The 25,551-nt window shown below is 56.2% G+C and carries 26 protein-coding genes; 23 read left to right on the top strand and 3 right to left on the bottom strand.

Annotation, left to right across the window (positions count from 1 at the left end):
• Positions 1-9 precede the first annotated feature (9 nt).
• The 20 genes from lpxA to GPICK_RS17060 all read left to right on the top strand — a co-directional run bounded on the left by lpxA (position 10) and on the right by GPICK_RS17060 (position 20,420).
• On the top strand, positions 10-780 hold the full coding sequence (gene lpxA, locus GPICK_RS10485) for an acyl-ACP--UDP-N-acetylglucosamine O-acyltransferase (protein WP_039742947.1): 771 nt from the start codon (positions 10-12) through the stop codon (positions 778-780).
• Entirely contained in the window at positions 777-1,709 is a 933-nt protein-coding gene (locus GPICK_RS10480; RefSeq protein WP_039742946.1) for a Gfo/Idh/MocA family protein, read from the top strand. The genes lpxA and GPICK_RS10480 overlap by 4 nt, the downstream gene beginning before the upstream one ends.
• Positions 1,710-1,719: 10 nt before the next feature.
• Positions 1,720-2,817, top strand: a complete 1,098-nt coding sequence (locus tag GPICK_RS10475) for a DegT/DnrJ/EryC1/StrS family aminotransferase (protein WP_039742944.1) — start codon at positions 1,720-1,722, stop codon at positions 2,815-2,817.
• A 66-nt stretch (positions 2,818-2,883) separates the two neighbouring features.
• Positions 2,884-4,071, top strand: coding sequence for a lipid-A-disaccharide synthase (gene lpxB / locus GPICK_RS10470; protein WP_039742942.1), 1,188 nt, complete (start codon positions 2,884-2,886; stop codon positions 4,069-4,071).
• Complete coding sequence (gene msbA / locus GPICK_RS10465; RefSeq protein ID WP_039742940.1) at positions 4,037-5,755, top strand: lipid A export permease/ATP-binding protein MsbA; 1,719 nt, start codon at positions 4,037-4,039, stop codon at positions 5,753-5,755. The genes lpxB and msbA overlap by 35 nt, the downstream gene beginning before the upstream one ends.
• A 24-nt stretch (positions 5,756-5,779) precedes the next feature.
• Positions 5,780-7,081: a 3-deoxy-D-manno-octulosonic acid transferase gene (locus GPICK_RS10460; RefSeq protein ID WP_039742938.1), complete on the top strand. Its 1,302-nt coding sequence runs from the start codon at positions 5,780-5,782 to the stop codon at positions 7,079-7,081.
• A 3-nt stretch (positions 7,082-7,084) separates the two neighbouring features.
• Entirely contained in the window at positions 7,085-8,152 is a 1,068-nt protein-coding gene (gene lpxK / locus GPICK_RS10455; RefSeq protein WP_039742937.1) for a tetraacyldisaccharide 4'-kinase, read from the top strand.
• Between the two features lie 15 nt (positions 8,153-8,167).
• Complete coding sequence (locus tag GPICK_RS10450) at positions 8,168-8,350, top strand: Trm112 family protein (RefSeq protein WP_039742934.1); 183 nt, start codon at positions 8,168-8,170, stop codon at positions 8,348-8,350.
• A gap of 1 nt (position 8,351) precedes the next feature.
• Complete coding sequence (gene waaF / locus GPICK_RS10445; protein ID WP_330217045.1) at positions 8,352-9,419, top strand: lipopolysaccharide heptosyltransferase II; 1,068 nt, start codon at positions 8,352-8,354, stop codon at positions 9,417-9,419.
• Entirely contained in the window at positions 9,416-10,165 is a 750-nt protein-coding gene (locus tag GPICK_RS10440) for a glycosyltransferase family 2 protein (protein WP_039742932.1), read from the top strand. The genes waaF and GPICK_RS10440 overlap by 4 nt, the downstream gene beginning before the upstream one ends.
• Positions 10,166-10,417: 252 nt before the next feature.
• Positions 10,418-11,137, top strand: a complete 720-nt coding sequence (locus tag GPICK_RS10435; RefSeq protein ID WP_236685535.1) for an O-fucosyltransferase family protein — start codon at positions 10,418-10,420, stop codon at positions 11,135-11,137.
• Positions 11,138-11,408: 271 nt separating this feature from the next.
• A complete protein-coding gene (locus tag GPICK_RS10430; protein ID WP_039742929.1) occupies positions 11,409-12,341 on the top strand; it encodes a CgeB family protein in 933 nt (310 codons plus the stop codon).
• A 37-nt stretch (positions 12,342-12,378) separates the two neighbouring features.
• Positions 12,379-13,215 carry a glycosyltransferase family 2 protein gene (locus tag GPICK_RS10425; protein WP_039742927.1) on the top strand — a complete coding sequence of 279 codons (837 nt, stop codon included), beginning with the start codon at positions 12,379-12,381 and terminating at the stop codon, positions 13,213-13,215.
• Positions 13,193-14,365, top strand: coding sequence for a glycosyltransferase family 9 protein (locus GPICK_RS17075; RefSeq protein WP_084201421.1), 1,173 nt, complete (start codon positions 13,193-13,195; stop codon positions 14,363-14,365). Before GPICK_RS10425 ends, GPICK_RS17075 begins: the two co-directional genes overlap by 23 nt.
• Positions 14,358-15,176 carry a glycosyltransferase family 2 protein gene (locus GPICK_RS10420; protein WP_144400083.1) on the top strand — a complete coding sequence of 273 codons (819 nt, stop codon included), beginning with the start codon at positions 14,358-14,360 and terminating at the stop codon, positions 15,174-15,176. The genes GPICK_RS17075 and GPICK_RS10420 overlap by 8 nt, the downstream gene beginning before the upstream one ends.
• 28 nt (positions 15,177-15,204) lie before the next feature.
• The gene (locus GPICK_RS17070; RefSeq protein WP_084201420.1) at positions 15,205-16,353 is read left to right on the top strand and encodes a glycosyltransferase family 4 protein; all 1,149 of its coding nucleotides are present in this window, start codon (positions 15,205-15,207) and stop codon (positions 16,351-16,353) included.
• A 26-nt stretch (positions 16,354-16,379) separates the two neighbouring features.
• The gene (locus tag GPICK_RS16695) at positions 16,380-17,090 is read left to right on the top strand and encodes a class I SAM-dependent methyltransferase (RefSeq protein ID WP_084201419.1); all 711 of its coding nucleotides are present in this window, start codon (positions 16,380-16,382) and stop codon (positions 17,088-17,090) included.
• A 17-nt stretch (positions 17,091-17,107) separates the two neighbouring features.
• The gene (locus tag GPICK_RS17065; RefSeq protein WP_084201418.1) at positions 17,108-18,376 is read left to right on the top strand and encodes a glycosyltransferase family 4 protein; all 1,269 of its coding nucleotides are present in this window, start codon (positions 17,108-17,110) and stop codon (positions 18,374-18,376) included.
• A 36-nt stretch (positions 18,377-18,412) separates the two neighbouring features.
• The gene (gene gmd, locus GPICK_RS10405; protein ID WP_039742923.1) at positions 18,413-19,462 is read left to right on the top strand and encodes a GDP-mannose 4,6-dehydratase; all 1,050 of its coding nucleotides are present in this window, start codon (positions 18,413-18,415) and stop codon (positions 19,460-19,462) included.
• Positions 19,455-20,420, top strand: coding sequence for a GDP-mannose 4,6-dehydratase (locus tag GPICK_RS17060; RefSeq protein WP_084201417.1), 966 nt, complete (start codon positions 19,455-19,457; stop codon positions 20,418-20,420). Before gmd ends, GPICK_RS17060 begins: the two co-directional genes overlap by 8 nt.
• Positions 20,421-20,718: 298 nt before the next feature.
• Here the strand turns inward: GPICK_RS17060 and GPICK_RS10400 are convergent, their stop codons facing one another.
• Positions 20,719-21,804: an IS5 family transposase gene (locus tag GPICK_RS10400; RefSeq protein WP_039739717.1), complete on the bottom strand. Its 1,086-nt coding sequence runs from the start codon at positions 21,802-21,804 to the stop codon at positions 20,719-20,721.
• Positions 21,805-21,911: 107 nt separating this feature from the next.
• Between GPICK_RS10400 and GPICK_RS17055 the strand changes: the two genes are divergently transcribed.
• Both GPICK_RS17055 and GPICK_RS10395 read left to right on the top strand, forming a co-directional pair.
• Positions 21,912-22,118: a UDP-N-acetylglucosamine 2-epimerase gene (locus GPICK_RS17055; protein ID WP_269078684.1), complete on the top strand. Its 207-nt coding sequence runs from the start codon at positions 21,912-21,914 to the stop codon at positions 22,116-22,118.
• 69 nt (positions 22,119-22,187) lie between these two features.
• Positions 22,188-23,507 (top strand): ATP-binding protein, encoded by a 1,320-nt coding sequence (locus GPICK_RS10395; RefSeq protein ID WP_052263398.1) that lies wholly within the window; start codon positions 22,188-22,190, stop codon positions 23,505-23,507.
• 45 nt (positions 23,508-23,552) lie between these two features.
• Here the strand turns inward: GPICK_RS10395 and GPICK_RS10390 are convergent, their stop codons facing one another.
• Both GPICK_RS10390 and GPICK_RS17050 read right to left on the bottom strand, forming a co-directional pair.
• Positions 23,553-23,849, bottom strand: a complete 297-nt coding sequence (locus tag GPICK_RS10390; RefSeq protein WP_039742919.1) for a hypothetical protein — start codon at positions 23,847-23,849, stop codon at positions 23,553-23,555.
• Complete coding sequence (locus GPICK_RS17050; RefSeq protein WP_084201416.1) at positions 23,839-24,108, bottom strand: AbrB/MazE/SpoVT family DNA-binding domain-containing protein; 270 nt, start codon at positions 24,106-24,108, stop codon at positions 23,839-23,841. Before GPICK_RS17050 ends, GPICK_RS10390 begins: the two co-directional genes overlap by 11 nt.
• 322 nt (positions 24,109-24,430) lie before the next feature.
• Between GPICK_RS17050 and waaC the strand changes: the two genes are divergently transcribed.
• Complete coding sequence (waaC, locus tag GPICK_RS10385; protein ID WP_039742916.1) at positions 24,431-25,507, top strand: lipopolysaccharide heptosyltransferase I; 1,077 nt, start codon at positions 24,431-24,433, stop codon at positions 25,505-25,507.
• Positions 25,508-25,551: the final 44 nt, after the last annotated feature.

Here is a 25,551-nt window from a genome sequence, read left to right as displayed (position 1 = left end):
CTCGGCACCATGATTCATCCGACAGCACTCATTCATCCAAAGGCCGAACTGGCCGAAGGGGTCGAGATCGGCCCCTATGCGATCATCGGCGAACACGTCAGGATCGGGAGGGGGACGAAGGTCGGGCCCCACTCCGTCATTGACGGCTGGACCGAAATCGGCGAGGAGAACCAGATCTTCTCCATGGCTTCCGTGGGGGGGATTCCCCAGGACCTGAAATACCAGGGTGAAGAAACCTGGCTCCGGATCGGCAACCATAACATCATCCGCGAGTTCACGACGCTCCAGCCCGGAACGGTGACCGGCATCGGTGAAACGGTCATCGGCGACCAGAACATGTTCATGGCATACTGCCACGTGGCCCACGACTGTATCGTCGGCAACCGCGTCATCATGGCCAACGGCTCCACTCTGGCAGGGCATGTGGAGGTGGAGGATTCCGCCATTCTTGGCGGCCTGTCGGCGGTTCACCAGTTTACCCGCATCGGCGAAAGCGCCATGCTCTCGGGGGGGGCCATGGTGGGGCAGGATGTGCTCCCCTTCACGTTGGCAAGCGGCAACCGGGCCACCTCCCTGGGCCTCAATACCGTCGGCCTCAAGCGTCGCGGGTTTTCAGAGGAAGTCATTGCCAGTATCAAGAAAGCGTACCGGCTCGTCATCCGTTCCGGCCTCCGGCTGGAAGAGGCGCTGCGTCGGGTGCGGGCCGAGGTGCCCGATTCACCGCAGATCGCCCATTTCGTGGCGTTTGCCGAGAAATCCGAGAGAGGGCTCTGTCGATGAGTGGCACGATCAGGACCGCGGTTATCGGTGTCGGGTATCTGGGGCAGTTCCATGCCGAGAAGTATGCGTCGTTGCCGGAGTCGGAACTGGTGGGGGTGGTTGATTCTGATCGCGCCCGCGCCGACGAGGTGGCCGCCAAGGTAGGTACGGTCAGCTATACCGACTATCGGGAACTGCTCGACAAGGTCGATGCGGTCAGCATCGTCGTGCCGACCCAGTATCACCATGAGGTGGCCAAGGCGTTTCTGGCACGCGGCGTTCACGTCCTGCTGGAAAAACCGATCACCACCACCGTCGAGGAGGCTGACGAACTGATCCGCCTTGCCGATGAAAACCGCGCGATCTTTCAGGTGGGGCACCTGGAGCGGTTCAATCCGGTGGTGCTCGGTCTCCAGGGGCTGCTGACCGGACCGCGCTTCGTCGAGTCGGTCCGGATCGCCCCCTTCAAGCCGCGTGGCACCGATGTGAACGTCGTCCTCGATCTGATGATCCACGACATCGACATCATCCAGACCATCGTCGGTTCTCCGGTGAGTCAGGTCAACTCCATCGGAGCGCCGGTCTTCACCGACGAGGAAGATATCGCCAACGCCCGGATCCAGTTCGAGAACGGCTGCGTGGCCAACGTCACCGCCAGCCGGATCAGCCTCAAGAGCGAGCGGAAGATGCGCATCTTCCAGCCCGACTCCTATATCTCCGTCGACTTCCAGAACAAGAAGCTGGCGGTCTTCAGGAAAGGGAGCGGCGAGATGTTTCCCGGCGTCCCCAACGTGAACATAGAAGAAAAAAGTTTCGAGCAGGGGGACGCCCTCAGGAGCGAGATCGCCTCGTTCCTCGACTGCGTGGCTACGGGAAAGACCCCAGTGGTTTCCGGCCGCGACGGCAAGCGGGCGCTGGAGACGGCGCTGAAAATCAATACGAAACTGTGAGGATGAGACGATGATCCCGATGGTAGACCTGAAGGTTCAGTACCTGCAGATAAAAGAGGAGATCGACCGGGGAATTCTGGAAGCCCTCGAAAAGACCCAGTTCATCCTGGGGCCCAACGTGGCTGCCTTCGAGGAAGAGGCTGCCGCCTGTCTCGGCGTCAAGCACGCCGTAGGAGTTGCGTCGGGGACCGATGCGCTCCATCTCGCCCTTGCCGCTGCCGGGATAAAGGAGGGTGACGAGGTCATCACGTCTCCCTTCACCTTCATCGCCACCGCCGAGGCGATCCGGTACGTCGGGGCAACGCCGGTCTTCGTTGACATCGACCCGAAGACCTACAACATCGATCCGGCCCGGATCGAGGCGGCCATTACTCCTCGGACCCGGGCGGTGCTCCCGGTGCACCTCTTCGGCCAACCGGCCGACCTCTCCGCCATCGAAGCCCTCTGCACCAGGCACGGCCTGCTCCTGATCGAGGACTGCGCCCAATCCTTCGGCGCCGATTTCGGCGGCAGGATGACCGGTACCATCGGTGCGCTGGGGGCATTCAGCTTCTTCCCGAGCAAGAACCTTGGCTGCTACGGCGATGGCGGTCTCGTCACTACCCCCTGCCCGGAAATGGCCGAGCGGGTGAAGGTGCTGCGCAACCATGGCAGCAAGGTCCGCTACCACCACTCAGTGATCGGCTACAACAGCCGCCTCGACGAGATTCAGGCGGTGATCCTGCGGGTGAAGCTCAAGCATATCAAGGAGTACAGCGAGGGGCGCCGGCGCGTTGCCCACCTCTACAGTGAGTTGCTGGCGGGTACGGGGGCCATCACCCCCCACGAAGATGGGAAGGGGACCCACGTCTACCATCAGTACACGATCCTCACCGAGCGGCGCGACGCGGTCATGAAGGCCCTCTCCGAGGCCGGCATCGCCTCGGCGGTCTACTATCCGATCCCGCTTCACAAGCAGGAGGTCTTTGCCGCGGAATGTGCGGGGGTGTCGCTACCGGTTGCCGAGGAAGTGGCGTCCCGCTGCATGTCGCTGCCGATCTTCCCCGAAATGACCGATGCCCAGGTGCGGGAAGTGGCGGCGGTCGTCGCCTCGGTTCTCAAGGGCTGAGCGGGGACCTCAATTTCTGGCTGTTCTGGTGGAGACGCCCCCCGTGGGCGTCTCTACGAGTTTCAAATGGGTGATTTGTTGAAAAAACGCGTCATGATCGTGGCCGGTGAGGCCTCGGGCGATCTCCACGGCTCGAACCTGGTGAAGGAGGCGTTGCGCCTCGCCCCGTCGCTCTCCTTCTTTGGCATCGGCGGCTCCCGCATGCGGGAGGCGGGGGTGCAGACCCTTGTTGATGCGTCCGAGATGGCGGTGGTCGGCCTTGTGGAGGTCCTCGCCCACTTCGACGTCATCTCCCGCGCCTTCATGGCCATGCGGCGGATCCTCCGGAACGACCCCCCGGACCTGCTGATCCTCATCGATTACCCCGATTTCAACCTGATGTTGGCCAAGGTCGCCCGCCGGGCCGGGGTAAAGGTGCTTTACTACATCAGTCCCCAGGTCTGGGCCTGGCGGGTGGGGCGCGTCAGGAAGATCGCCCGGCTCGTCGATCACATGGCGGTGGTCTTTCCGTTCGAGGTGCCGTTCTACGAGAAGGAGGGGGTGCCGGTCACCTTCGTGGGGCATCCTCTGGCCGATATCGTGCGGCCGACCATGACCCGCGGTGAGGCCGTCGCTGCCTTAGGTCTCGACCCCGCACGACGCACCGTCGGCCTCTTTCCCGGCAGCCGCAGGGGGGAGATCGCCCGGCTCTTTCCGATCATCCTTGAGAGCGCGGCCGTGCTCAGGCAGCACTATCCGGATCTTCAGTTCGTCCTTCCCCTGGCACCCAGCCTGACTGCGGCGGATATCGAGCCGCACCTGGGGGCATCGGGGCTCGACGTGACCGTGGTGCGGGAGACGGTCTACGATGTGATGCAGGTCTGCGATGCCATCGTCTCCGTATCCGGCACCGTGACCCTGGAGATTGCCCTCATGGGGGTGCCGATGGTGATCATCTACACGGTCTCCCCCCTGACCTACCACGTGGGAAAGCGGCTGATCAAGGTGGACCACATCGGCATCTGCAATATCGTGGCAGGAGAGCGGGTGGTGCCGGAGCTGATCCAGCACGAGGCCTCGGCGGGGCGGATCGCGGCGGAGATCGGCCGCTATCTGGACGACGGGGAGTACTCCCGGGAGGTGCGGAAGAAACTCGGGATGGTGAAGGAGAAACTCGGCTCCGGCGGCTGTTCGGAGAAGGTTGCCGCAATTGTTCTGAATATGCTCGGAAAGCAGGTCAATGGAAACGTTCAAGCGAATACTCCAGTACAGTAAACCCTATTGGGGCCGGATCGTCATCTCCATGGTGGCATCGCTCTGCGTCGGCGGGACCGACGCCGCCATCGCCTGGATGGTGGAGCCGCTGCTCAAGAAGATCTTTGCCGATAAGGATATGACGATATTCATCTTCCTGCCGGTGGCGGTGATGGTCGTCTTCATCTTTCGCGGTGTGGCCCGTTTCATTCAGGGGTACTACATCTCCACCGCCGGTCAGTTGGCTATCCAGGACATCCGCAACGAAGTCTACCGCAAGCACATGGAGCTCTCGCTGCGCTATTTCACCGTCAATCCGGCCGGCGTTCTCATGTCGCGGGTCATGAGCGACGTGGGGCAGATGCAGTCGGGGGTGGCGAATGTGGTCACGGGGCTCCTGCGGGACGGGGTGACGGCCATTGGACTCCTCGGCGTCATCTTCTATCGCAACTGGCAACTGGCCCTCATAACGTTTATCGTCCTTCCCCTCACGGCTCTGCCGGCACAGAAGATCGGCAAACGGATGAAGAACCTGGCCAAGCAGTCCCTCGGTCAGATGGGGGAGATCACGAGCATCCTCCAGGAGACCTTCACCGGGGTCAAGGTGGTCAAGGCCTTCCGCCTCGAACAGAGCTCCGTTGAGAAGTTCAGCCGGACGAACCTCGGCCTCTATCACTTTCTCCGGAAGAGTATCAAGTACGAGTCGCTCCACACGCCGATCATGGAGATCATCACGTCCCTCGGGGTAGCGGGGGTGATCTGGTTCGGCGGCAGCCAGGTCATGAGCGGCCGGATGTCCGCATCCGAATTCTTCTCCTTTCTGACCGCCATGGTGATGCTCTATGGGCCGGTGAAGAAGTTGCTCAGCTCCTACAACACCGTCCAGCAGGCCGTGGGGGCAGCGGAGCGGGTCTTCGAGGTGATCGACCGCAAGGCGGAGATCGAGGACCCGGCCGATCCTCTGGAGATGGGGACGGCGCGGGGCGACGTGGAACTGCGGAACGTTTCGTTCCGCTACGACGACGAAGAGGTTCTCCGCAACGTATCGCTCTCGGCCACGAGGGGGGAGGTGGTGGCACTGGTGGGCCCCTCCGGGGCGGGAAAGACGACCGTCATGTCACTCATCCCGCGCTTCTACGATGTGACCGGCGGCGCGGTCCTCATCGACGGGAGCGACGTGCGGCGGCTGCGTCTGGATGACCTCCTGCGCCAGATCGCCCTGGTGGATCAGGAGACGATCCTCTTCAACGATACCATCGCCAATAACATCCGCCTCGGGCGCTCCGATGCCCCCATGGAGGATGTGATACAGGCTGCCCGCGCCGCCTTTGCCCACGACTTCATCATGGAGATGCCGGACGGGTACGAGACCTCCATCGGCGACCGGGGGGTGCGGCTCTCCGGCGGCCAGCGTCAGCGTCTCTGCATCGCCCGGGCTATTCTCAAAAATGCGCCGATCCTCCTCCTGGACGAGGCCACCAGCGCCCTGGATACCGAGAGCGAGCACATGGTGCAGCAGGCCCTCGCCAATCTCATGAAGAACCGGACCACCCTCGTCATTGCCCACCGGCTCTCCACCGTGCTCCATGCGGACCGGATCGTGGTCATCGACAAGGGGGAGATGGTGGAGGTGGGGACCAACGACGAGCTCCTGGTCCGCGGCGGCCTCTACCGCAAACTCTACGACATGCAGTTCTCGGCGTAGCATACCCCCTCTCCGGTGCCACTCATGGTAGCGCTCGTGTACGACATACTGTTTGCCCTGCTCATGCCGCTCATCGTGCCGTTCCATCTCTACCGGGCGCTGAAGCGGGGGCGGAGCCTCGCGGACTTCGGCGAGCGGTTCGGTTTCATCCGTCAGGAGAAACGGAAGCTTCTCGCCGGGAAAAAGAGCATCTGGGTTCATGCTGTTTCTGTCGGTGAGACGATAGCGGCAAAGCCGCTTCTGCGGGAGCTTCGGAAACGCTTCCCCCACCACGCCATCGTCCTTTCCAACGGCACGGAAACGGGACGGCGCATTGCGGCGGGACTTTCCGATGTAGACCTCGCCATCTATTTCCCCTTCGACTGCCGTCTCGCGGTGGGCCGGTCACTGTGTGCCATTGCTCCCTCCCTCGTCGTCATCGTCGAAACCGAGATCTGGCCGGCGTTCCTGAGGGCCGCCCGTCGCCGCGGCATTCCGGTGATTCTGGCAAACGGCCGGATTTCCGATCGCTCCTTCGGGCGGTATCGGAAGCTCTCCTGGTTCTTCCGGCCACTCCTCTCGGGGATGGCCGCCCTCTGCATGCAGAGCGTGGAGGATGCCCGCCGGATCGTCGCCATCGGGGCGCCCTCCGATACGGTTCACGCCACCGGGAACCTGAAGTACGATCTGCCGGCTGCAGCCGTTGCACCGGCCGACAAATACGCGTTGAGGTCCCGTTTCGGCATTCCTGCCGATTCCCTCGTCTTTGTGGCGGGGAGCACCCATCCCGGCGAGGAGGAACTGCTCCTCAACGCCTTTGTTTCCTCCCTCCAGTGCCACCCGACTTCCGTCATGGTGCTTGTCCCCCGCCACCCCGAGCGGGCAGGGGAGGTGGCGGAACTGGTCCGGGCCCGGGGCTTCAAGCCGGTGCTCCGTTCCCGACTGGCCGAGGCGCCGGCGACACTCCCTTCCGATGCGCTCCTCGTGGTCGATACGGTCGGCGAACTGATGACGTTTTACCGTCTGGCGGATGTGGTGTTTGTCGGCGGAAGTCTCGTTCCCAACGGTGGCCACAACCTGCTGGAACCAGCATCGTGCGGCGTTCCGCTGCTCTTCGGTCCCCATACTGAAAATTTCCGCGAGATCACCTCCCTCGTACTCCAGTACGGTGCCGGCGAACGTGCGGCCAATGGTGAGGAGTTGAGGGGGCGGCTCCAGCTCCTGTTCGACGACGCCGGGCGCCGCCGGCAGCTCGGAGAGGGGGGGCTCGCTCTCATGGCGGCGTGTGGCGGGGGGACGGAGCGGCACCTCGACGTTATTTCCCGCATCCTGGGACACGAGGGGTGAGCCATGGGGGGTAACGGGTATCTTCGGGAACTGCTCGGGGGGAGGCGGACCGGTCTTGCCGACCGGGCCCTTCTTGCATGCCTTGCCCCTCTCTCCGTCGTGTACTCCTCGGGGGTGCAGCTGCGCGCCGCGGCGTACGCACGGGGAGTGCTGCCGACCAGGCGTCTCGACCGGCCGGTCATCTCCGTCGGCAATCTGACGGCGGGCGGCACCGGGAAGACGCCGATGGCGGCCTGCGTGGCGCGGATGCTCCTTTCCCGGGGGAAGCGGGTGGTGCTCCTTTCCCGGGGGTACGGCGGCACGCTGGAAGGGAGAGAGGCGGTCGTGTCCGATGGCGAGCGACTCTTTCTCGCGGCCGAGGAGGCAGGGGACGAGCCGGTGCTTCTGGCCCGGAGCGTGCCGGGCCTTGCCGTGGTGATCGGCGCGGACCGCCACCGGGCAGGCCTTCTTGCCCGGGAGCGCCTTGATCCCGACGTTTTCCTGCTGGACGACGGTTTTCAGCACCTCCGTCTCCATCGCGATCTGAACATCCTTCTCCTTGACTGCACCAATCCCTTCGGCACCGGGCTGACCCTCCCGGCGGGGCTCCTGCGGGAGCCTCGTTCGGCGCTCTCCCGGGCCGACCTCGTCATCTTCACTCGCTGCCGGCCGGGGGTCGCTCCGGCCGTCCGATCTGGGCTCCCCTCCTGCCGGGCAGAGCATGCCCTCGTGGGGGTCCGGCCGCTCTCGGGGGAAGGGGTTCTCCCGTTCGGGTATCTGGGGGGGAGAAAGGGTTTCGCCTTTGCGGGGATCGCGGAACCGGCCGATTTCTTCGAGGAGGTGCGCCGTGCGGGGCTCGCGCTGGTTGGAACACGACCCCTTCCCGATCACAGCCGCTACGATGACCAGACGGTCACTGCCCTTGCGGCAGCCGCCCGCGCCGTGGGTGCCGACTACTTCATCACCACCGAAAAGGATGCCGTGAAGATCGATCGCTATCTTCCCCGGTTGGGCGAGACCTATGCCGCGTGCCTGGAACTTCGCCTTGAGGACGCCGGGCCCCTGGAAATGGCGCTGAACAAAATTCTTTAAATGGAGCAGTGAACTATGGCACTATCGGAAGGATTGCTTGAAATTCTTGCCTGTCCACGCTGCAAAGGGAAGGTAGTCCTCCGGGGCGACGAATCGGGGCTTGTCTGCGAATCCTGCCGCCTCGTCTACCCGGTGCGGGACGGGATTCCGGTCATGCTGGTGGATGAGGCGGAAAAGATCGGTGGCAGTGGCCGGTAACGTGAAGCATCTGGAAAAAAACTCCGTGCACCGGATCCTGGTCCGGTCCACCAACTGGATCGGCGACGCGGTGATGACCACGCCTGCCCTGCGGGCCATTCGGGAGAGCTTCCCCGGTGCCCGGGTGACGCTTCTGGCCAACTCCCTCGTGGCGCCGCTCTTCACCGTGCACGAAGCCGTGGATGACGTCATCGTCTATGACCGAAGGGGGGCGCACGCCGGCCTGGGAGGAAAGCTCCGGCTCGCCCGGGAACTCAGAACGCGCCGGTTCGATCTGGCGATCCTCCTTCAGAACGCCGTCGATGCGGCGCTCATCGCCTGGCTTGCCCGGATACCCCGCCGCATGGGGTACCGGACCGACGGGCGCGGGCCGCTGCTTACCCACGGTGTGCCAGTGGATGAACACGTGCGCCAGCTCCACCACGTGGAGTACTATCTGGCCATGCTCGGCCGCTTTGGTGTCGCCACCCGCGACCGGAGCCTTGCTCTCTTTACGACCCCTGACGAGGACGCCGCCGTGGAGGAACTTCTGCAGAGCCACGGGATGAAAAAGGGCGATTTTCTCCTCGGCATCAACCCCGGCGCCACCTATGGTGCGGCCAAACGCTGGTACCCGGAGCGCTTCGCCGCAGTGGCCGACGAACTGTCCCGCCGCTGGGGGGCGCGGGTCGTGGTGACCGGCGGACCGGGAGAGGCTGCCATCGCCGCCGACATCGCCGCCGCCATGACCGTACCTCCCCTCGTCATGGCGGGGAAGACCTCGGTGCGGGAGTTGATGGCGCTCATCAAACGCTGCGACTTCTTCATCACCAACGACTCGGGCCCCATGCACATCGCCGCCGCCTTCGGCGTTCCGCTCGTGGCGGTGTTCGGTTCCACGGATCACACGACCACCTCGCCCTGGAGCGACCGTGCCGTCATTGTGCGCCGCGACACCGACTGCGCTCCGTGCCTTCTGCGTGAGTGCCCCACGGACCATCGGTGCATGACAGCGGTGACGGTGGACGACGTGGTGGAGGCCGCGGACCGGCTTCGGACGCGCGTTGCTGTACCGGAGCACTCCGCATGAAAATAACGGCCACCATCATCGCCAAGAACGAAGAGAAGAATATCTCCGACTGTCTGGCGAGCCTCGATTGGGCTGATGAGATTGTCGTAGTCGATTCGGGAAGCACCGACCGGACTCCCGAAATCTGTCGCAATCACCCTGAGGTGCGATATTTCGAGCACGAATGGGAAGGCTTCGGCAAACAGAAGAATTTCGCCGCCGATCAGGCTGTAAATGATTGGGTGTTCAATATCGATGCGGACGAGCGCGTTTCTCCGGCACTGCGGGACTCGATCCTTTCCGCCGATTTCGCCAGTTACGACGGTTTCCGCGTGACGCGGGAGAATTATTTCGGCAGACGCTGGATCAGGCGGTGTGGCTGGTACCCCGACCATAATCTGAGGCTGTACAACCGGACCCGGTGCCGCTTCGCCGAGCGCCTCGTCCACGAATCCGTTGAGTGCCCCGGTCCGGTCGGTACCCTGCAAGGGAATCTGATCCACTTCACCTACGAGGGGATCGGTGATTACGTCGCCAGGATGGACCGATACTCGACGCTGGCGGCGGAAGAAATCGTCAAGTCAGGGAGGAGACCGGGAGTTCTCTCCGTCGTTTTCCGGCCCTGTTTCACCTTTTTCAAGATGTACGTGCTGAGGATGGGAGTTCTGGAAGGCCGCACCGGCCTCCTCCTTTCACTGCTGTACGCCGTCTACACGTTTCTCAAGTACGCAAAGTCCGTTGAATTGATCGAGGAGCGCCGACGGTAGTCACGGTGTGCGACCCCCTGAACTCCCGAGAAAATATCCCTTATGCCAAAACTGTACATAGATGAATTCGTCGGTATCTCCAATCGACTGGAAACGCTCCCGCTCGCTTTTGCCATACGGCACCTCTACGGACACGATATTATTCTGGACTGGCACGAGCTCGATTCCTTCAGCGTTGATGGAACCCGGAGGGGTAAGGTCCGGGCTTTTACCAAACTGGGCGCAATCCGTGTCAGAAACTGTGACGAGGAGATGCTCGGGAGACTTGCGGGGAGGAAGATAATCCTCCGGTCGCTCGATGGCCCCTCCACGCTGCTCGATCCGATCTACCTCGAGGTGGCCAGGAAGGTGCGCCTCAATCCGTCACTGGCAACGCAGATTCGCTCGTTTTTTGACCGGACGGGCGGTCGGCCGGTAGTGGGCGTCCATATCCGGCACGGCGATTTCCAGGTGGTGGATCCCGATCGTTACGAAAATACGGGGACCGAATGGCCGGCAGTACCGCTCTGGTGGTACGAACGGGCCATGGCGGCGATCCAGGCTCGGCAAAAGGATACCGTTTTCTTCCTGTCCGGTACCGGCGATCCGGACACCTACACGGAGCTCCACAGAAACTTCGACGTAGCAACCCTCGATGTCGTTTCTCCCTATGCCTACAAGGGGCCGGACCATGATTCGCGGGTCAATCCGGTCGCAGACCTCTTTGCCCTAGCCTGCTGTCCGCTCATGCTGGCCACCCCCATCTCAGGCTATTCCCATTGGGCCGCCAATGCCCTTGGCGGACCGACCGACTGCATCGTGCCGCTCCCGGGTGCAACCCACGACGAGCCCCTTATGGGAGTCCTGCGGCTTTACGGCTCCCGGCTCCCCCGCTGGAGGGCCGCGGGGCGGACCGGCAGCGACGTTATTCCCATTGATCGGGGACTCGAAGGGATTGATCTTGGTCGTGGAGTGGATACCGGATGGCTCTGAGCAAGAGGAACTATTGTTCCCTAACGATTCTCTTTCTAGAATCGTCCAGAAATTTCGGAGGGCAAGAGGCCGTATCATTCATGAGGCACGACTCCTCAAGGATATCGGACACCGCCTCCCTCATTGCATGCCCACCCGATGCCGCTCTCTCTAACCGAGCTGCCGACGCGGGACTTATACACCTTCGAGGGGGCGTTCTACTGTTATGCCAAGCAGGTGGAGGCGGCGCGCGGCTGGGTCATGACCCAGCCGGAAGAGCTGTGGTGGCGCCATGAAGATCGTGCTCAACTCCCGCTTCGGCATGCCGCGCCTGAAGGAAGGGCTAGAGGTCACTGGGCACGAGGTCTTGGAGGACGTCTGGGACGCAAAGGACTTCGCTTCCCTCGGCGTGGAGGCGGCCCTTTTCGAATTCCGCACGATCTTCAACCACAAGTGGCGCTTCATCCCGCTGGTTCTACGGCTCCGGAAGATGGGGATACCGGTGGCGACCTGGAATGTCGATTCCCCGTGGCACATGAACCGGGGGCCTCTCAAAGTGAAACTCCTCCTGAAGAGCGGGCTGATCGACCTCTACGCCACCCATTCCCTTCAGGACACGGAGCGGGTGAGTGGCCCACGGGTCCTCTACCTGCCGAATGCGGCCTGGACGAGCTACTACGGCATGAACGGCGTCTCGTTCGCCGAGCTGTGGGACCGGGGTGACTACGACTGGGACGTCTCTTTCCTTGGGAACATGAACGGCGCTGCCTATCCCGAGCACCGGCGCCGGGCCGCGTTCCTAGCCGGGCTGGAGGAGTTCCTGAACCGCCGGGGACTGCGCGTCCTCTTCGCAGACGTTTCCCGGCGTCCTTACTCCTGTGCTGAGCAGCTGGGGATCATCCAGAGGAGCAGGATCAACCTGAGCTGCATCGCCGCGGCCGACTCCACCGGCGTCATGAGCTGGGGGCTCACCGAGCGGGCCTACGGGGTGCCGGCATGCGGCGGGTTCCTGCTCATGGAGGATAGGGTTCACGTTATGGACGACTTCGCCCGCGACGAAGTCGCCACCTACCGCGATCCGGACGACTGCCGGGAGAAGATCAGCTATTATCTCGACCGTCCCGACGAGAGGAGACGGATCGCGGAGAAGGCCCACGAGCGGGTCATGGGGGACCATACCTACCAACAACGTGCAATTACGCTTATGACTGAGCTCGAAAGTTAAGGGTTGAATATGTCTGACAAAATGTACGTAATAAAGCATGCGGAAGGGTGAGCCGGTGTCTGTCGTCAGTATCGTGATCCCGGTTTACAACCAGGTCCATTACACAAAACTCTGCCTGGAGAGTCTCCTGTCAACCCTGGACGAACACGTCGAGGTGCTGGTGCTCGACAACGCCTCCAGCGACGGAACCGCCGGATACCTGGCCGCAGTGTCCTGTATTCGTGCGATCGTCAACAGTGACAATCTCGGCTGTGCAGGTGCCTGGAACCAAGGAGTGCGGGAAACGGACTCGGAGTGGGTGGTTATCCTCAATAACGACGTAATTGTATCGCCGGGATGGCTTGACGGCCTCCTCGCCGTTGCCGAGCGGGCAGGGTTTGACGTGGTCAGCCCCGCGATCCGGGAAGGTGAATTCAACTACGACATCGTTGCCTACGGGGCGGAGTACTGCGAGCGAATGAAGGATGTCCTGAGGCGGGGCGTTGCCGATGGCATCTGTTTCATGGTGCGACGGCACGTTTTTGAAACGGTCGGGCTTTTTGATGAAAAATTCCGTATCGGTCAGTTTGAGGATGCGGATTTCTTCCGTCGGGTCAGAAACGCCGGCTTCAGGATAGGGACCACGGGGAATTCTTTTATTCATCATTTTGGATCGGTTACCCAAAAGGCCATGAAGAAGAATATGCAGGAACGCCCGTATGTTGCCGAAAACAGGGCGTATTTCAGGGCGAAGTGGAAGTTGACGTGGTGGAGGCGTCTTCTGGAGCGGCGCTGGAGGAAGCTGAGGGAACTGGCGTGGCGTTCGCAAGAGCGTCTTTTGCACGGTCATACGCTGAAGGAAAAATGGATTGATGGATCGCTCCGTTATTATTGACGAAAAGGACAGCAGAGGAGCCGGCTTGAAGTTTCTGATTGTATCTCTGCGTTATATCGGCGACGTACTTCTGTCCACCCCGCTTGCCCTTTCCATCAAAGCGCGATATCCGGACGCAGTTGTTGATTATGCCGTGTTTCGTGGGACGGAAGGAATTTTGTTTAAGAATCCCTCCGTTGGACGGATTATTTCAATGGAGCCGGGGAAAAAGAACTTAAGCACAATCTCTCGGCTTTTCCGTCAATATGATGTAGCTATTGGAGCGAATCCGTCAGACAGGACCAGTATCGTCACTGCCCTGGCTGGTCGTCGCTCAGTTGGTTTTTCATATAGGCGGGCTAACGAATGGTGGAAAGAATTAATTTTTGATCAAGGTCTCTTGTATGATGACAACCTTCACATTGTTCCTCTTACGTTGCAACTGCTCGGTCCATTAGGGATACCTCCCCGTACAGACGTTATCATGGGATTTGATGAAGAGGATGAAATGCTTGCCGGTTCGACAACTGGGACTGCCGGCTATGTTGTGCTCCATCCGTTTGCCCGTAAACATTACAAATGCTGGACTGCGACTGAGTGGGGACGACTGGCGGGAATCATTCGAGACAGGACAGGGCTTCGGCCGATATTCACTCGGTCACCATCTTCCGGAGATGACGTAATCCTCAGAGACATTTTGGCGCATTCACCCCCTGACACGGTTTTTTTAAAGGAGCCTTTAACTCTCAATCAACTTGCTGCGGTATTGTCAAAAGCCAAAGGGTTTGTGGGGGTCGACACGGTTGTTACCCACATGGCGGCGGCCCTCGATGTTCCTCTTGTTGCATTGTATGGACCGACAATGGTGAGACACTGGGGCCCTTGGCCTAATGGTATCTGTAACCAGGCTCCTTACCGATTGGCTGGTTCTGTCCAGCGAATGGGACGAATAACGGTGGTCCAGAAGGAATGGGATTGCGTGCCCTGCAACAGAGAGACGTGTTCTCAAGGGGATAATGTTATGAGGTGCCTTTGCGAGATTACAGCCGATGAAGTGTTTGATGAATTATCGATTCTCCTTGACCCGAACGGCATCCGACCTTCAACTGAGTTCGCTGAAGTGAACATCGTTGAATGCGCAAATGAAGACGGGGAATTAGGGAGTGATTGATAACAGAATTAATAATATGGATCGGTTTTGCACTCTCGCCACTCACAGTTCGGCTGCGTTGGGGCAGCCACTGGTCAGCGTTGTTATTCCGGTTTTCAACCAGAGAGGGAGGATTGAAAAGGCTATCAAGAGCGTCCTGGACCAAGGATGTGACTGTTTTGAATTGATTGTGATCGACGGAGGATCAAGCGATGGCACTCGTGAAATCATTGCTGGCTTCAGTGATTGTTTGTCTTACTGGGTCAGCGAACCAGATGATGGTGTCTATCACGCCATGAACAAGGGCGTAATTCATGCTTCTGGCCGCTGGGTCTATTTCTTGGGGAGCGACGACTTGATGCTCGACGTTCTGGGTGAAGTGGCGAATCATTTGCGTCAAGATAATGTCTTATACTACGGCGATATTCTCATGGCTTCAGACGGGAGCCGAAAAGGGGGCAGTTTCAATGCTCGTCTGCTAAGTCGCAGAAATATTCCGCACCAAGCGATATTTTATCCACGACAGGTATTTGACAAGTACCAGTTTGATCAGCGATACCGGGTTGCTGCCGACTACCATTTGAACTTGAGGTGCTTTGCGGATGCGGAGTTTGTCTTTGAACATCTTCCCCTACCAATCGCTGTTTTTGAAGACGAGACCGGCCTCAGTTCCGTAACAGAAGACCCCCTTTTCGCCATGGAAAAACCGCGAATGATAAAGGAATACCTCGGTATTGAGATTTATATCGAATTTAAGATTCGTGAAGCGTTGCGAAAATTCGAGCGTCATTTTCTGAGAAGAGTTTTGGGAATTTTCTCGCGTTGCGGTTAGCCTGAGTACGAATTGCCGAGAGGGGATAATGAAAATTGGTATAAGTACAAGAGGATTCTGGCCTGGCAAAATTGGCGGGGCGGAGATGTATCTGCGCAACCTTGTTAGCCACCTTCAGTCCTGTGATCATGTAAACGAATATACCCTTTTATGCGACGAAGCCGTTGCCGGGGAATTCCCCCTTAAAAATGAAGCATTCGAGATTAAAATTACCGGCTATCGCAAGTCGTCGCCCAAAAAACTTCTGAGATCAGTCTTCAGAGCAGTGAGCACCATCGATATACTCAGAGCGGAGCCGCGTTATTTCGATTTTGACATAGTCCATCATCCACTTTCGCTGTTCAAGCCTACATGGGGGAAGTTCCCGTCAGTACTGACCATCTATGATATTCAGCATGAGTATTTCCCAGAATTTTTTGCCGCCGAAGAACTTGTCCGACGTCGCAAGGCATATTTGGATTCTGCCCGAAGAGCTACGCGGATCATAGCTATTTCAAAATTCACTCGTGATTCCCTAGTAGCTGAGTATGGTATTGAGCCTGACCGAATAGATGTTGTCTTCCTAGGCCATGGTCCTGAGTACCATCCCCGGGATGAGGTACAGCAACTGCAAGCGTTACGGGATCGTTATGAATTGTCGCGGCCATTCATGATTTATCCGGCCGCAACATGGCCTCACAAAAATCATGAGACTCTGTTAAAAGCTCTGCGAGTTTTGGTCAACGATTATCGTTTCGACGGTGACCTTGTTCTCACGGGTATTGCTGTGAACTCTTTCGATAAATTGCGGGCTTCTGCTCAAGCTTTCGGGGTTGGCAATCATCTCAAAATATTAAATTTTATTCCTTCGGATCATATGCCATTACTCTACAATTTGGCATCCCTTATGGTGTTTCCCTCTCTGTTCGAGGGATTTGGGCTTCCCGTGGTAGAGGCAATGGCTTCCGGATGCCCGGTTGCATGCTCCAATGTGACATCAATTCCAGAAGTGGCAGGAGAAGCCGCGGTTATGTTCGATCCCAAGGAGGCCGAGGGAATAGCTGCAGCTGTAGCACGGGTATGGTCAGATTCGGGCTTTGCGAGCACTTTGCGTTGTCGTGGTATCGAGCGAGCATCACATTTTAGTTGGCAAAATACTGCAAACAAGACGATTGATGTCTATAGACGCGCGGTTTGAGACTTAGGCGGGGATTTTATATCGGTATGGCAAACCTTTATTCACTCGAAAATGCTCGTAAGTTCAATTGGTCATCAGTTTCAGGTTCACTGAACGCCGAACGTATAAAGATGTTAGAAGACCATGTGCAAGGCAAAAAGATTCTAGACGCCGGCTGTGGAGGAGGTGGGTATGTGCGCTTCCTCAAGGAGAAAGGTTTTGATGCCTGTGGTATGGATTACCATCGCGACTTCATTCGTTTGGCAAAGGATGCTGACCCAGCAGGAAGTTACGTTGTAGGCGATCTGACATCGCTTCCTTTTGATAACAAATATTTTGATTGTAGTATTTGTCTGGATGTCATAGAGCATATCCATAACGACATACAAGCATTGTCTGAATTGATCAGAGTAACTGATAAGAGAATTATTTTGGCTCTCCCTAGGGATAACACTGATGTAGATATGTATAATTTAACTTTTTTGCATTATTCAGACAAAACACATGTTAAGAATTATACAGATGATACTATCTGCGATTTAATTGGTAATTTTAAAGTTAAAAAATTTATTATTAAGAGAGAGTTGCCGGTACCGTTAAAGAATTTATTCCTCGATATGATCGATTCTGATTGCTTAATAGGTAGATATGGTAGCTTGAAAAAACACATTTTAGGGTATTTGTTTAAATATGTTATCGAAAAAATAAATTTTAAAAAGATATATACAGGTTATGTTGTGGTGATTGATTTGATTTAAGGAAGCGAGTTGACCGTATGAAGATTTTGTATGATATCTCTGTACTTGGAAAATCTCTTGTTGATAACCGCGCTCGAACAGGGGTGTTCAGGGTTGTCGAAAATGTTGCATTAGGACTAACGCAGTCCGTAGACGTTCAACTTTTATTTAGTGCCATGGAGACCCTAACCCCATCGTTAGATTACGTACGAGAACATGAACTTTTCTCAGGGATTCCCTTCGCATATCCAAAACTTGCTTTAGTTATCGAAAAACATAAAGATGCTATCTGTCATAGGGCTAGAGCAATGTCTCCTGTGACTCAGATTCCATTAAAGATTTTAGCAGAAACTCTCAGGGTTGCATTACGCATTGTTAAAAACGACTCGCCCTTTGGGCACCTTGCGACTAATGTAGTGGATGTTTTTCACTCTCCTTTTCTTCCGATACCCCCCGACATCGTCAAGATAAAGAATGTAAAGCGATTCATTACGGTGTACGATCTTATTCCCCTGCTTCATCCGGAATACTTTGAATTTAAGGAAGATCATCTGTTGCGGAGGGTAGTGGACTGTATTGATCCTGAAACACATGTTATTGCTATTTCCCAGTCAACAAAAGATGATTTGTGTTCATATCGTAAACAAATTGATCCAAGTCGTATTGTAGTTACGCACCTTGCAGCGTCTCCGTTTTTTTATAAAATTTATGATAACAAAAAGATAGCGGAGAAACTTGCCAAGTACTCTATTCCAAACCGGCCGTATATTCTAAGCCTTAGTACTTTAGAGCCAAGAAAAAATATTGACCACATCATCAGATGTTTTGCAAAAATAATTAACCAGGAAAAAATTGATGATTTATGTCTTGTGTTAGTTGGTAGCAAAGGATGGGATTACAGTAAAATATTTGAAGAGTTGTCTAAATATGAGTCAATGAGTGATCGTATCATAGTTACTGGATATGTCTCGGATGAGGATCTTGCCGCGCTCTACAGTGGAGCGCTTGCGTTTGTCTATCCATCTCTCTATGAGGGATTTGGTCTTCCCCCCCTCGAAGCAATGCAATGCGGTGTTCCAGTCATAACATCAAACACCTCTTCCCTTCCTGAAGTTGTGGGAGATGCAGGCATTCTTGTGGATCCAAGGGATGGAGACTCTCTGTGCGAAGCGATTCTCTCGCTTTATAACGATACCTCTCGGCGAGCAGTTTTGTCGGAGCTATCGTTACAGCGATCTAGTCAATTCAGTTGGACAAAGTGTGTTGATGAAACTATTGCAGCCTACCGTTCTGCGATCGAAAGATAAGGCAAATTATATTTTCAATTGTTTAAAGGAGTTATTATGAAACGTGCACTCATCACCGGCATTTCCGGCCAAGACGGCTCTTATTTGGCTGATCTACTTCTTGCCAAGGGATACGAGGTTCATGGCGTCATCCGCCGCTCTTCATCGTTTAATACGGGACGGATTGATCACCTTTACCGCGATCCCCATGAGCCAAATGTACGGATTTTCCTCCACTATGGCGACTTGAATGATGCCAGTTCCATCAACCGGGTCTTGCGCGAAGTCCGCCCTGATGAGATCTATAACCTTGGTGCCCAGAGTCACGTGCGGGTCTCATTTGATGTTCCCGAATACACTGGTGAGATTGATGCTCTAGGAACTGTGCGGATTCTGGAAGGAATCAGGGAGACAGGGTTGAACACAAAATTTTACCAAGCTTCCTCATCGGAGCTTTACGGTAAAGTGGTAGAAACTCCTCAAAGAGAGACTACCCCCTTCTATCCCCGTTCCCCTTACGCCTGCGCCAAGGCCTATGCCTACTATCTTACCGTAAACTACCGTGAGAGCTACGGCATGTACGCCTGCAACGGCATTCTTTTTAACCACGAGTCTCCCCGTCGGGGCGAGACCTTTGTGACACGCAAGATCACTCGCGCCGCAGGACGGATAAAGGCAGGTCTTCAGGAGCGACTTTATCTCGGCAACTTGGATGCCAAACGCGACTGGGGCTTTGCCGGTGATTATGTAGAGGCCATGTGGCTCATGCTCCAGCAGCAGGAGGCCGACGACTTCGTGGTGGCCACGGGCGAGACTTACTCGGTGCGGGAGTTTGCCGAAAAGGTCTTTGCGCGGCTCGATATGCCACTGGAGTGGCAGGGGGTAGGAGTTCAGGAAAAGGGAGTCGACACGAAGTCTGGCCGGATTGTCATCGAAATAGATCCCCGCTACTTCCGACCGGCAGAGGTGGACCTCCTTCTTGGCGACTCAACCAAGGCCCGGCGGCAGCTAGGCTGGCAACCGAAGGTGGATTTCTCTGGTCTAGTGGACATGATGACCGATGCCGACTTGGCACTTGCCGAGCGGGAGAAGCGGGCCAATGGATAAGCGAAAGGCCCTCATAATTGGTATATCCGGACAAGATGGCGCCTATCTCGCGCGTCTACTGCTTGCTAAGGGCTATGAGGTTTATGGAACGGCCAGGGACGCTCAGATGGCGATGTTCACGAATTTAAAGCTCTTAGGGATTTATGATAAATTATGTCTCGAATCGATGGCTCCTAATGATTTTAGAAGTGTCTTCCAAACAATAAGCAAGATAATGCCTTGCGAAATCTATAATCTAGCAGGGCAAAGTTCTGTGGGTCTTTCGTTTCTTCAGCCAGTTGAGACACTTGAAAGTATTAGCGTCAGCACGTTGAATATTCTGGAAGCCATTAGATTTATCGGTGGTCCGATTCGATTCTACAATGCGAGTTCAAGTGAATGCTTCGGAGATACCGAGGGGATGGCTGCCGATGAATTAACGCCTTTTCGTCCACGTAGTCCTTATGCTGTTGCAAAGTCAGCTGCTTTTTGGGAAGTTGCCAATTATCGCGAAGCTTACAATCTTTTTGCATGTTCAGGTATACTTTTTAATCATGAATCACCATTGCGACCAGAACGTTTTGTGACAAAAAAAATAATTGCAACAGTTTGCAGAATTAGCAATGGGTGTAATGAGAAATTACAGCTTGGGAATATATCAATAGAGAGGGATTGGGGGTGGGCTCCTGAGTATGTTGAAGCAATGTGGCTGATGTTACAACGAGATTATCCAAATGACTATGTAATAGCAACAGGCGAAAGTAATTCTCTGGAAAATTTTGTTGAAGAAGCATTTAAGGCTGTTGGACTTGATTGGAAAAAATATGTGACAATTGACAAATCCCTTTTTAGACCAACTGAAATAGCCTCTGGTCGCGGAAATCCAGCAAAGGCAAAAGAACAACTTGGCTGGGAGGCTCAAGTCAAGATGCGACAAGTGGTTAGAAATATGGTTGAGGCAGAGTTGCAAAAAATTTAGATTTCTTTGTTGAGAGTTACAATAGGGTAAGCGTTAATGGGATTAACTCCTGTCTTAGGCAAGATATTCGTCGACAAACTGTCGTGGCTTAAGTACCTGAACCCTTTGGTAACAGGAGACTTGCAGCAGATGCTTATCTAACAGGCCGTTGAAAATCGACATTCTTTTAGTTCGCTGAACTTTGCAGTTCGTTTTTTGAATCCGTTTCGTTGCTCAGAACCTTTGCTTTACGTTCTTTTTGCTCTTTATCAACCTCATATACTGCTGATGTAGCCTGATCCGAGGGAGTTTTCCCCTCTCAGGTGACACCGAGCCCCAGGTTTTTCATCCGAACCAGGTTGTAGGCCGCAGCGTGCAGGTCAAGTTGCATGGCGATCTTCTCGATTCCCCGGTACATCGTCTTGCGTAATCTGCCCACGGTCTTCATCCAGCCAAAGCCTTCTTCGATTCGTTTTCTGATCTTCTGGCTGATGGTGTAGTTCGGATGATTGGTTGTTCTGCCGTCGATGGCTGATCTCCTGTTGGTGGTGTTCTGAGCCACGTGCGGCGTAATCTTGAGCCGGCGCAGCTCTCGGACAAAGGGCTCAGTGTCGTAGCCTTTGTCCCCGCCAAGAGTGATGCGCCGAGTCGTCCTTGGCAATTGCTGCACCATGGTCTTAGCTGCGTCGCGTTCCCCGGAACCGGTTGCCGTTGTCACCTTGGTCCTGATGATGAGGCCACTGCGATTCTCCATCAGGGTATGTCCCTGGTAGCAGAGCTTGGCTTCCTTGTTCTTCCCCTTGCGGTAGAGCCTGGCATCAGGGTCAGTGGTGGAACCATGGGTTTCGTTGGTAAGTTTCTGCCCTTTGAAATCCACGGTATCGTTCCTGCCGCCACCACCTGCTGAAGGAGGTCCATCCTTGGGCTTGAAGCTCTTGATGGAGGCCCAGGCTTCGATGAGAGTACCGTCAACGGTGAAGTGCTCACGAGACAAGAGACGCTTACGTTCTGCCTGGGCCAGAACGCGGGAAAGAAACTCGGCGGCGACCTCGGAGCCAATCAATCGTTCGCTGTTCTTGGTAAAGCTGGAATGGTCCCAGACTTTCTCGTCCAGGCCCATGCCGAGAAACCAGCGGAACAGGAAGTTGTAATGGATCTGCTCCACCAGCTGCCGGTTGCTGCGGATGGAGTAGAGGATCATCAGCAGTTGGGCCTTGAGCAGCTTCTCCGGCGGGATTGAGGAGCGGCCGGTTGTGGCGTACATGCTATCAAAGAGCTTGTCCATCCCTGCCAGCGCTTCGTCGGCCATCTTACGGATGGCCCGCAACGGGTGGTCCTTCGGGACAAAGGATTCAGGTGTTACGTAGGTAAAGAGTGCTTCTGTATTGCTGTCAAAACCGCGCATAACTTTCCTCAATAATTGTAGAGCGTTATGCGCGATAAAGTACCACAGATAGGCCGTTTTCTCTATTTCAATTTCAACAGCCTGCTAAAAGTCCTTATCGTCAAAGTATCCGCCCTCGGCGATGTGATCCACGCCCTGCCGGTACGGCGAGGCTAGTGGGAACGAGCTTCGACCGGATTGTTGATGAAGCCTCGCTGCTTCTCACTGATGCTGATGCCTATGAAGCCATGAGCCGTGCCCACAACCCCTACGGCGACGGTCTGGCTGCCGGCCGGATCATGGCTGCGCTGGCGGAGTGGAGTGAAAACTTGTAGCAGACCTCCCTCTGTTTTGGTGTAAATCTTCTTTGAGTAAAGGAAGAAATCAGGTATATTGTCTTTATTGTGAAGAAAGAGCTTCTTAAGAGAATCATTCGGGATTTTCATCTCTCCTCCTTACCTTCGCTGCATCGGCGCAGCAAGGATGTCCCTCTTGATAGCGGAAAGATCGTTACTCTGGTCGGGGTGCGCCGCTGCGGCAAAACGTCGTATCTGTTCTGCAAAATCGCGGAGTTGCTTGCCCGTGACGTACCGCGCACGAAGATACTCTACACGAACTTCGAAGATGAACGGCTGGATCTTCAGGCCGATGAACTGGATCTGCTTCTGCAGGCGTACCGTGAGCTTTATCCGGATATACGTCTCGAGGAGTGCTATTTCTTTTTTGACGAGATTCAGAATGTGGAGGGATGGGATGTCTTTGTTCGGCGTGTCTACGACACCGTAACGAAGAATATTTTTATCACCGGTTCCAATTCTCGTTTTCTCAGCAGTGAAATCGCTACCAGCCTGCGCGGAAGAACGGTGAGGTATGAGGTCTTCCCACTCTCATTTCGCGAGTTCCTCTCTTTCAAGGGGATTACGCCGGACCTTTATAGTTCACGGTCCATAGCCCTGGTGAACCATCACCTGACGGATTATCTTCAGCACGGCGGGTTTCCAGAGGTTGTCGATTATGACGATGGGCTGCGAAATCGGGTGCTGCAGGAATATTTCAATGTCATGATCTATCGTGATTTGCTTGAGCGTTATCAGATCAGAAATCTGCCGGCGCTCAGATTTTTCCTGAAGCGATTGATTGCGTCGGCAACCAGCCAGGTCTCGGTAAACAATATCTATAATGAGCTCAAGTCCGCCGGTTTCAAGGCCGGGAAGAATCAGCTCTACGATTTTCTTGAGGCATGCCAGCAAATTCATCTGACCCTTGTGCTTCGCAAACACACCACTTCGCTGGTAGAGCGGGAACTGGGGGAGAAAAAGGTGTATGCCATTGACAATGGTCTGTTGAAGGCCTTGTCGTACCGTTTTTCTGAAGACATGGGCAAGTTTCTGGAACAGACAGTGTTCCTTGAGCTCAGACGGCGAGAGAAAGACGTCTGGTTTTTCAAGGACAAGGCAGAGTGCGATTTTGTCGTCAAGGACGGATTTAATGTGACAGAGGCGATTCAGGTGACGGTCGGTCTTGAAGATGAAAAGACCCGCAAGCGAGAACTCCGCGGGCTGGTTGCCTGCTGTCATGCCTGTGGTCTGAAGGAAGGGCTCATCGTCACGCGGGATACGGCCGCCTTCCTTGAAGCTGACGGGGTGAAAGTGACAGTTGTGCCGTTGTATCAGTGGCTGCTGGCGGAAGAAGGCGGTCTGACTCCCCGTGCCGTCCGGACTTGAAAGAGATTCTTCTTGTGCCAGATCGGGAATGCCGGAGGGGAAATTTTATTTTCGATAAGCTTTGTCATGCTGGACATGCAGGCTGACAAGGACAATGGTAGGGCCTTTGATCAGGCAGGTGATAGCGCGGGCGCTGCCGGTGACACGGAGGGAGTAAAGCTGCTCACCGGTGGTCGGTTCGATCATGCCGTGGAGTTTCTCGAAATTGAGGCCGGCGTGACTCCAAAGCTGTTGAAGGGTAAGTGTCTGTAACTGCGTGAGCATCTTCGCCGCCGCCTTGCGTACAGGGAGTTCGGACGTCGTGACCGCTTCGTCGAAAGCGGGGCGAATCTCAATCTTCACCAGCCCACCTCTTGGCAATAGCAGCAGCCTCTTTCGTGGATTTGACCGAAATGGATGGGCGTGGGTCCGTCAGAGAAGATGTAATGACTTCTTTGGTTTCGCTTGTCCAGGCCCAGAGTTGATGACGCGGTATCGGTTCTACGGGGACCAATATGATCCTGCCGTCTTCAAGGACTTCCAGCTCAAGGGCATCACCGGGATTGACGCCAACGGAAGGTGGAAGGGTGACACGTCTCCTGGAATCTGTTTGTACGAGCATGGTGGAATACCTCCTAGTAAAAAACTATACAGAAAATGCAACAAATGGGCAATGCCCATTTATGACAATGAGTGTGCGCCGTGAACAATCGCGGTTTCTGCTTTTTAAAAGCGGATTGGAAATTCGGTTGCTGGGCTGGTGAAGGCTGGATATATTTTGTTGCCGGTTATGGCGTATGTCGGAAATAAAATTTGCCGGTCAGTGAATCTGTTATGGTGCGGATCTTCGACGCTTCCCTGGCACGGGCCTGCATGGCGTTTTCTCCTGAGCCTGCCGGAACCCGCGGAGAGGGTGTCCTGGCCACACGGGGGGAGCGCCACGTATGGGTGGTTCATCGCTGAAAGTTCTCATCGTCAAAGTATCTGCCCTCGGCGACGTCGTCCATGCCTTGCCGGTACTCGACTATCTCCGCCAGGCAGTGCCGGGGGTCGAGATCGACTGGGTGGTGGAGGAGGGGAACCGGGAGATTCTTGACGGTCATCCGCTGCTGCATGCGGTCCATGTCGTGAGGACCAAGGCATGGCGTCGGCACCCCTTCTCCGCCGAGACCCGGCGGGAGGTGAGGGGGCTTCGCGAGGCATTCCGCGCGGCGTCCTACGACATCGCCTTCGACCTCCAGGGCAATTTCAAGAGCGGGCTCATCACCTGGCTTTCGGGGGCCCGGCGTCGCTACGGGTTTGACCGGGAGGGGGTGCGGGAGTCGCTGAATCTCCTCTTCACCACCAACCAGGTTCCGCTCCGCCGCCAGGACCATCATGTGAGCTGCCGCTCCCTGCGGGTGGTGAGCGTTCCCTTTGGCAAGGATTATACGGGGATGGCCGTCTCCTCCGATATCTTTACCTCCCCCGCGGATGACGCAGCCGCCGAGGCGCTGCTGGCGACCCTTTCCGACGGGTTCGCTCTGCTCTTTCATAACGGCACCACCTGGACGACCAAGCTCTGGCACGAGGAGGGGTGGATCGAGCTGGGGCGGCGCACTCTCGAACGGTTTCCCGATGCCACGATTCTCCTTTCCTGGGGAAATGAGGGTGAGAGGACGGCTGCGGAGAGCATCGCGCGCGGCATCGGCAGAAACGTCCGCATCCTCCCGCGGCTCTCCCTCAAGGGGTTCTGCGCCATTCTCAAAAAGGTGGACCTCGTTGTGGGGGGGGACACGGGTCCGATCCATCTGGCGGCGGCGGTTGGTACCCCGACGGTTTCGTTCTACCGTGCCACCGACGGGCGCCGTAACGGCCCCGGGGGAGAGCAGCACGTTCTGGTGCAGTCTCCCCTTAGTTGCCATTCGTGTCTTCGCAAGGAGTGCGACCGTGACGCCGAATGCCGTCGGAGCATCGCGGCCGGGCAGGTGCTGGCCGGGATCGAGCGGCTCCTGTCATCGTCCTTTCCATCATCAGAGTGATGTGATAGACTTCTCACTTTCTTTTGCCGTTCCACTTTTTGATA

Source organism: Geobacter pickeringii, from assembly GCF_000817955.1.
Classification (GTDB): domain Bacteria; phylum Desulfobacterota; class Desulfuromonadia; order Geobacterales; family Geobacteraceae; genus Geobacter; species Geobacter pickeringii.
The sequence above is the reverse complement of the archived record's forward strand: the minus strand, read 5'-3'. Positions and strand labels throughout refer to the sequence as shown.

Bases quoted from the DNA above. Each gene is read 5' to 3' on its own strand.
- lpxA (WP_039742947.1), top strand. From the start codon at position 10: ATGATTCATCCGACAGCACTCATTCATCCAAAGGCCGAACTGGCCGAA.
- GPICK_RS10480 (WP_039742946.1), top strand. From the start codon at position 777: ATGAGTGGCACGATCAGGACCGCGGTTATCGGTGTCGGGTATCTGGGG.
- GPICK_RS10475 (WP_039742944.1), top strand. From the start codon at position 1,720: ATGATCCCGATGGTAGACCTGAAGGTTCAGTACCTGCAGATAAAAGAG.
- lpxB (WP_039742942.1), top strand. From the start codon at position 2,884: ATGGGTGATTTGTTGAAAAAACGCGTCATGATCGTGGCCGGTGAGGCC.
- msbA (WP_039742940.1), top strand. From the start codon at position 4,037: ATGGAAACGTTCAAGCGAATACTCCAGTACAGTAAACCCTATTGGGGC.
- GPICK_RS10460 (WP_039742938.1), top strand. From the start codon at position 5,780: ATGGTAGCGCTCGTGTACGACATACTGTTTGCCCTGCTCATGCCGCTC.
- lpxK (WP_039742937.1), top strand. From the start codon at position 7,085: ATGGGGGGTAACGGGTATCTTCGGGAACTGCTCGGGGGGAGGCGGACC.
- GPICK_RS10450 (WP_039742934.1), top strand. From the start codon at position 8,168: ATGGCACTATCGGAAGGATTGCTTGAAATTCTTGCCTGTCCACGCTGC.
- GPICK_RS10440 (WP_039742932.1), top strand. From the start codon at position 9,416: ATGAAAATAACGGCCACCATCATCGCCAAGAACGAAGAGAAGAATATC.
- GPICK_RS10435 (WP_236685535.1), top strand. From the start codon at position 10,418: ATGCTCGGGAGACTTGCGGGGAGGAAGATAATCCTCCGGTCGCTCGAT.
- GPICK_RS10430 (WP_039742929.1), top strand. From the start codon at position 11,409: ATGAAGATCGTGCTCAACTCCCGCTTCGGCATGCCGCGCCTGAAGGAA.
- GPICK_RS10425 (WP_039742927.1), top strand. From the start codon at position 12,379: ATGCGGAAGGGTGAGCCGGTGTCTGTCGTCAGTATCGTGATCCCGGTT.
- GPICK_RS17075 (WP_084201421.1), top strand. From the start codon at position 13,193: ATGGATCGCTCCGTTATTATTGACGAAAAGGACAGCAGAGGAGCCGGC.
- GPICK_RS17070 (WP_084201420.1), top strand. From the start codon at position 15,205: ATGAAAATTGGTATAAGTACAAGAGGATTCTGGCCTGGCAAAATTGGC.
- GPICK_RS16695 (WP_084201419.1), top strand. From the start codon at position 16,380: ATGGCAAACCTTTATTCACTCGAAAATGCTCGTAAGTTCAATTGGTCA.
- GPICK_RS17065 (WP_084201418.1), top strand. From the start codon at position 17,108: ATGAAGATTTTGTATGATATCTCTGTACTTGGAAAATCTCTTGTTGAT.
- gmd (WP_039742923.1), top strand. From the start codon at position 18,413: ATGAAACGTGCACTCATCACCGGCATTTCCGGCCAAGACGGCTCTTAT.
- GPICK_RS17060 (WP_084201417.1), top strand. From the start codon at position 19,455: ATGGATAAGCGAAAGGCCCTCATAATTGGTATATCCGGACAAGATGGC.
- GPICK_RS10400 (WP_039739717.1), bottom strand. From the start codon at position 21,804: ATGCGCGGTTTTGACAGCAATACAGAAGCACTCTTTACCTACGTAACA.
- GPICK_RS17050 (WP_084201416.1), bottom strand. From the start codon at position 24,108: ATGCTCGTACAAACAGATTCCAGGAGACGTGTCACCCTTCCACCTTCC.
- waaC (WP_039742916.1), top strand. From the start codon at position 24,431: ATGGGTGGTTCATCGCTGAAAGTTCTCATCGTCAAAGTATCTGCCCTC.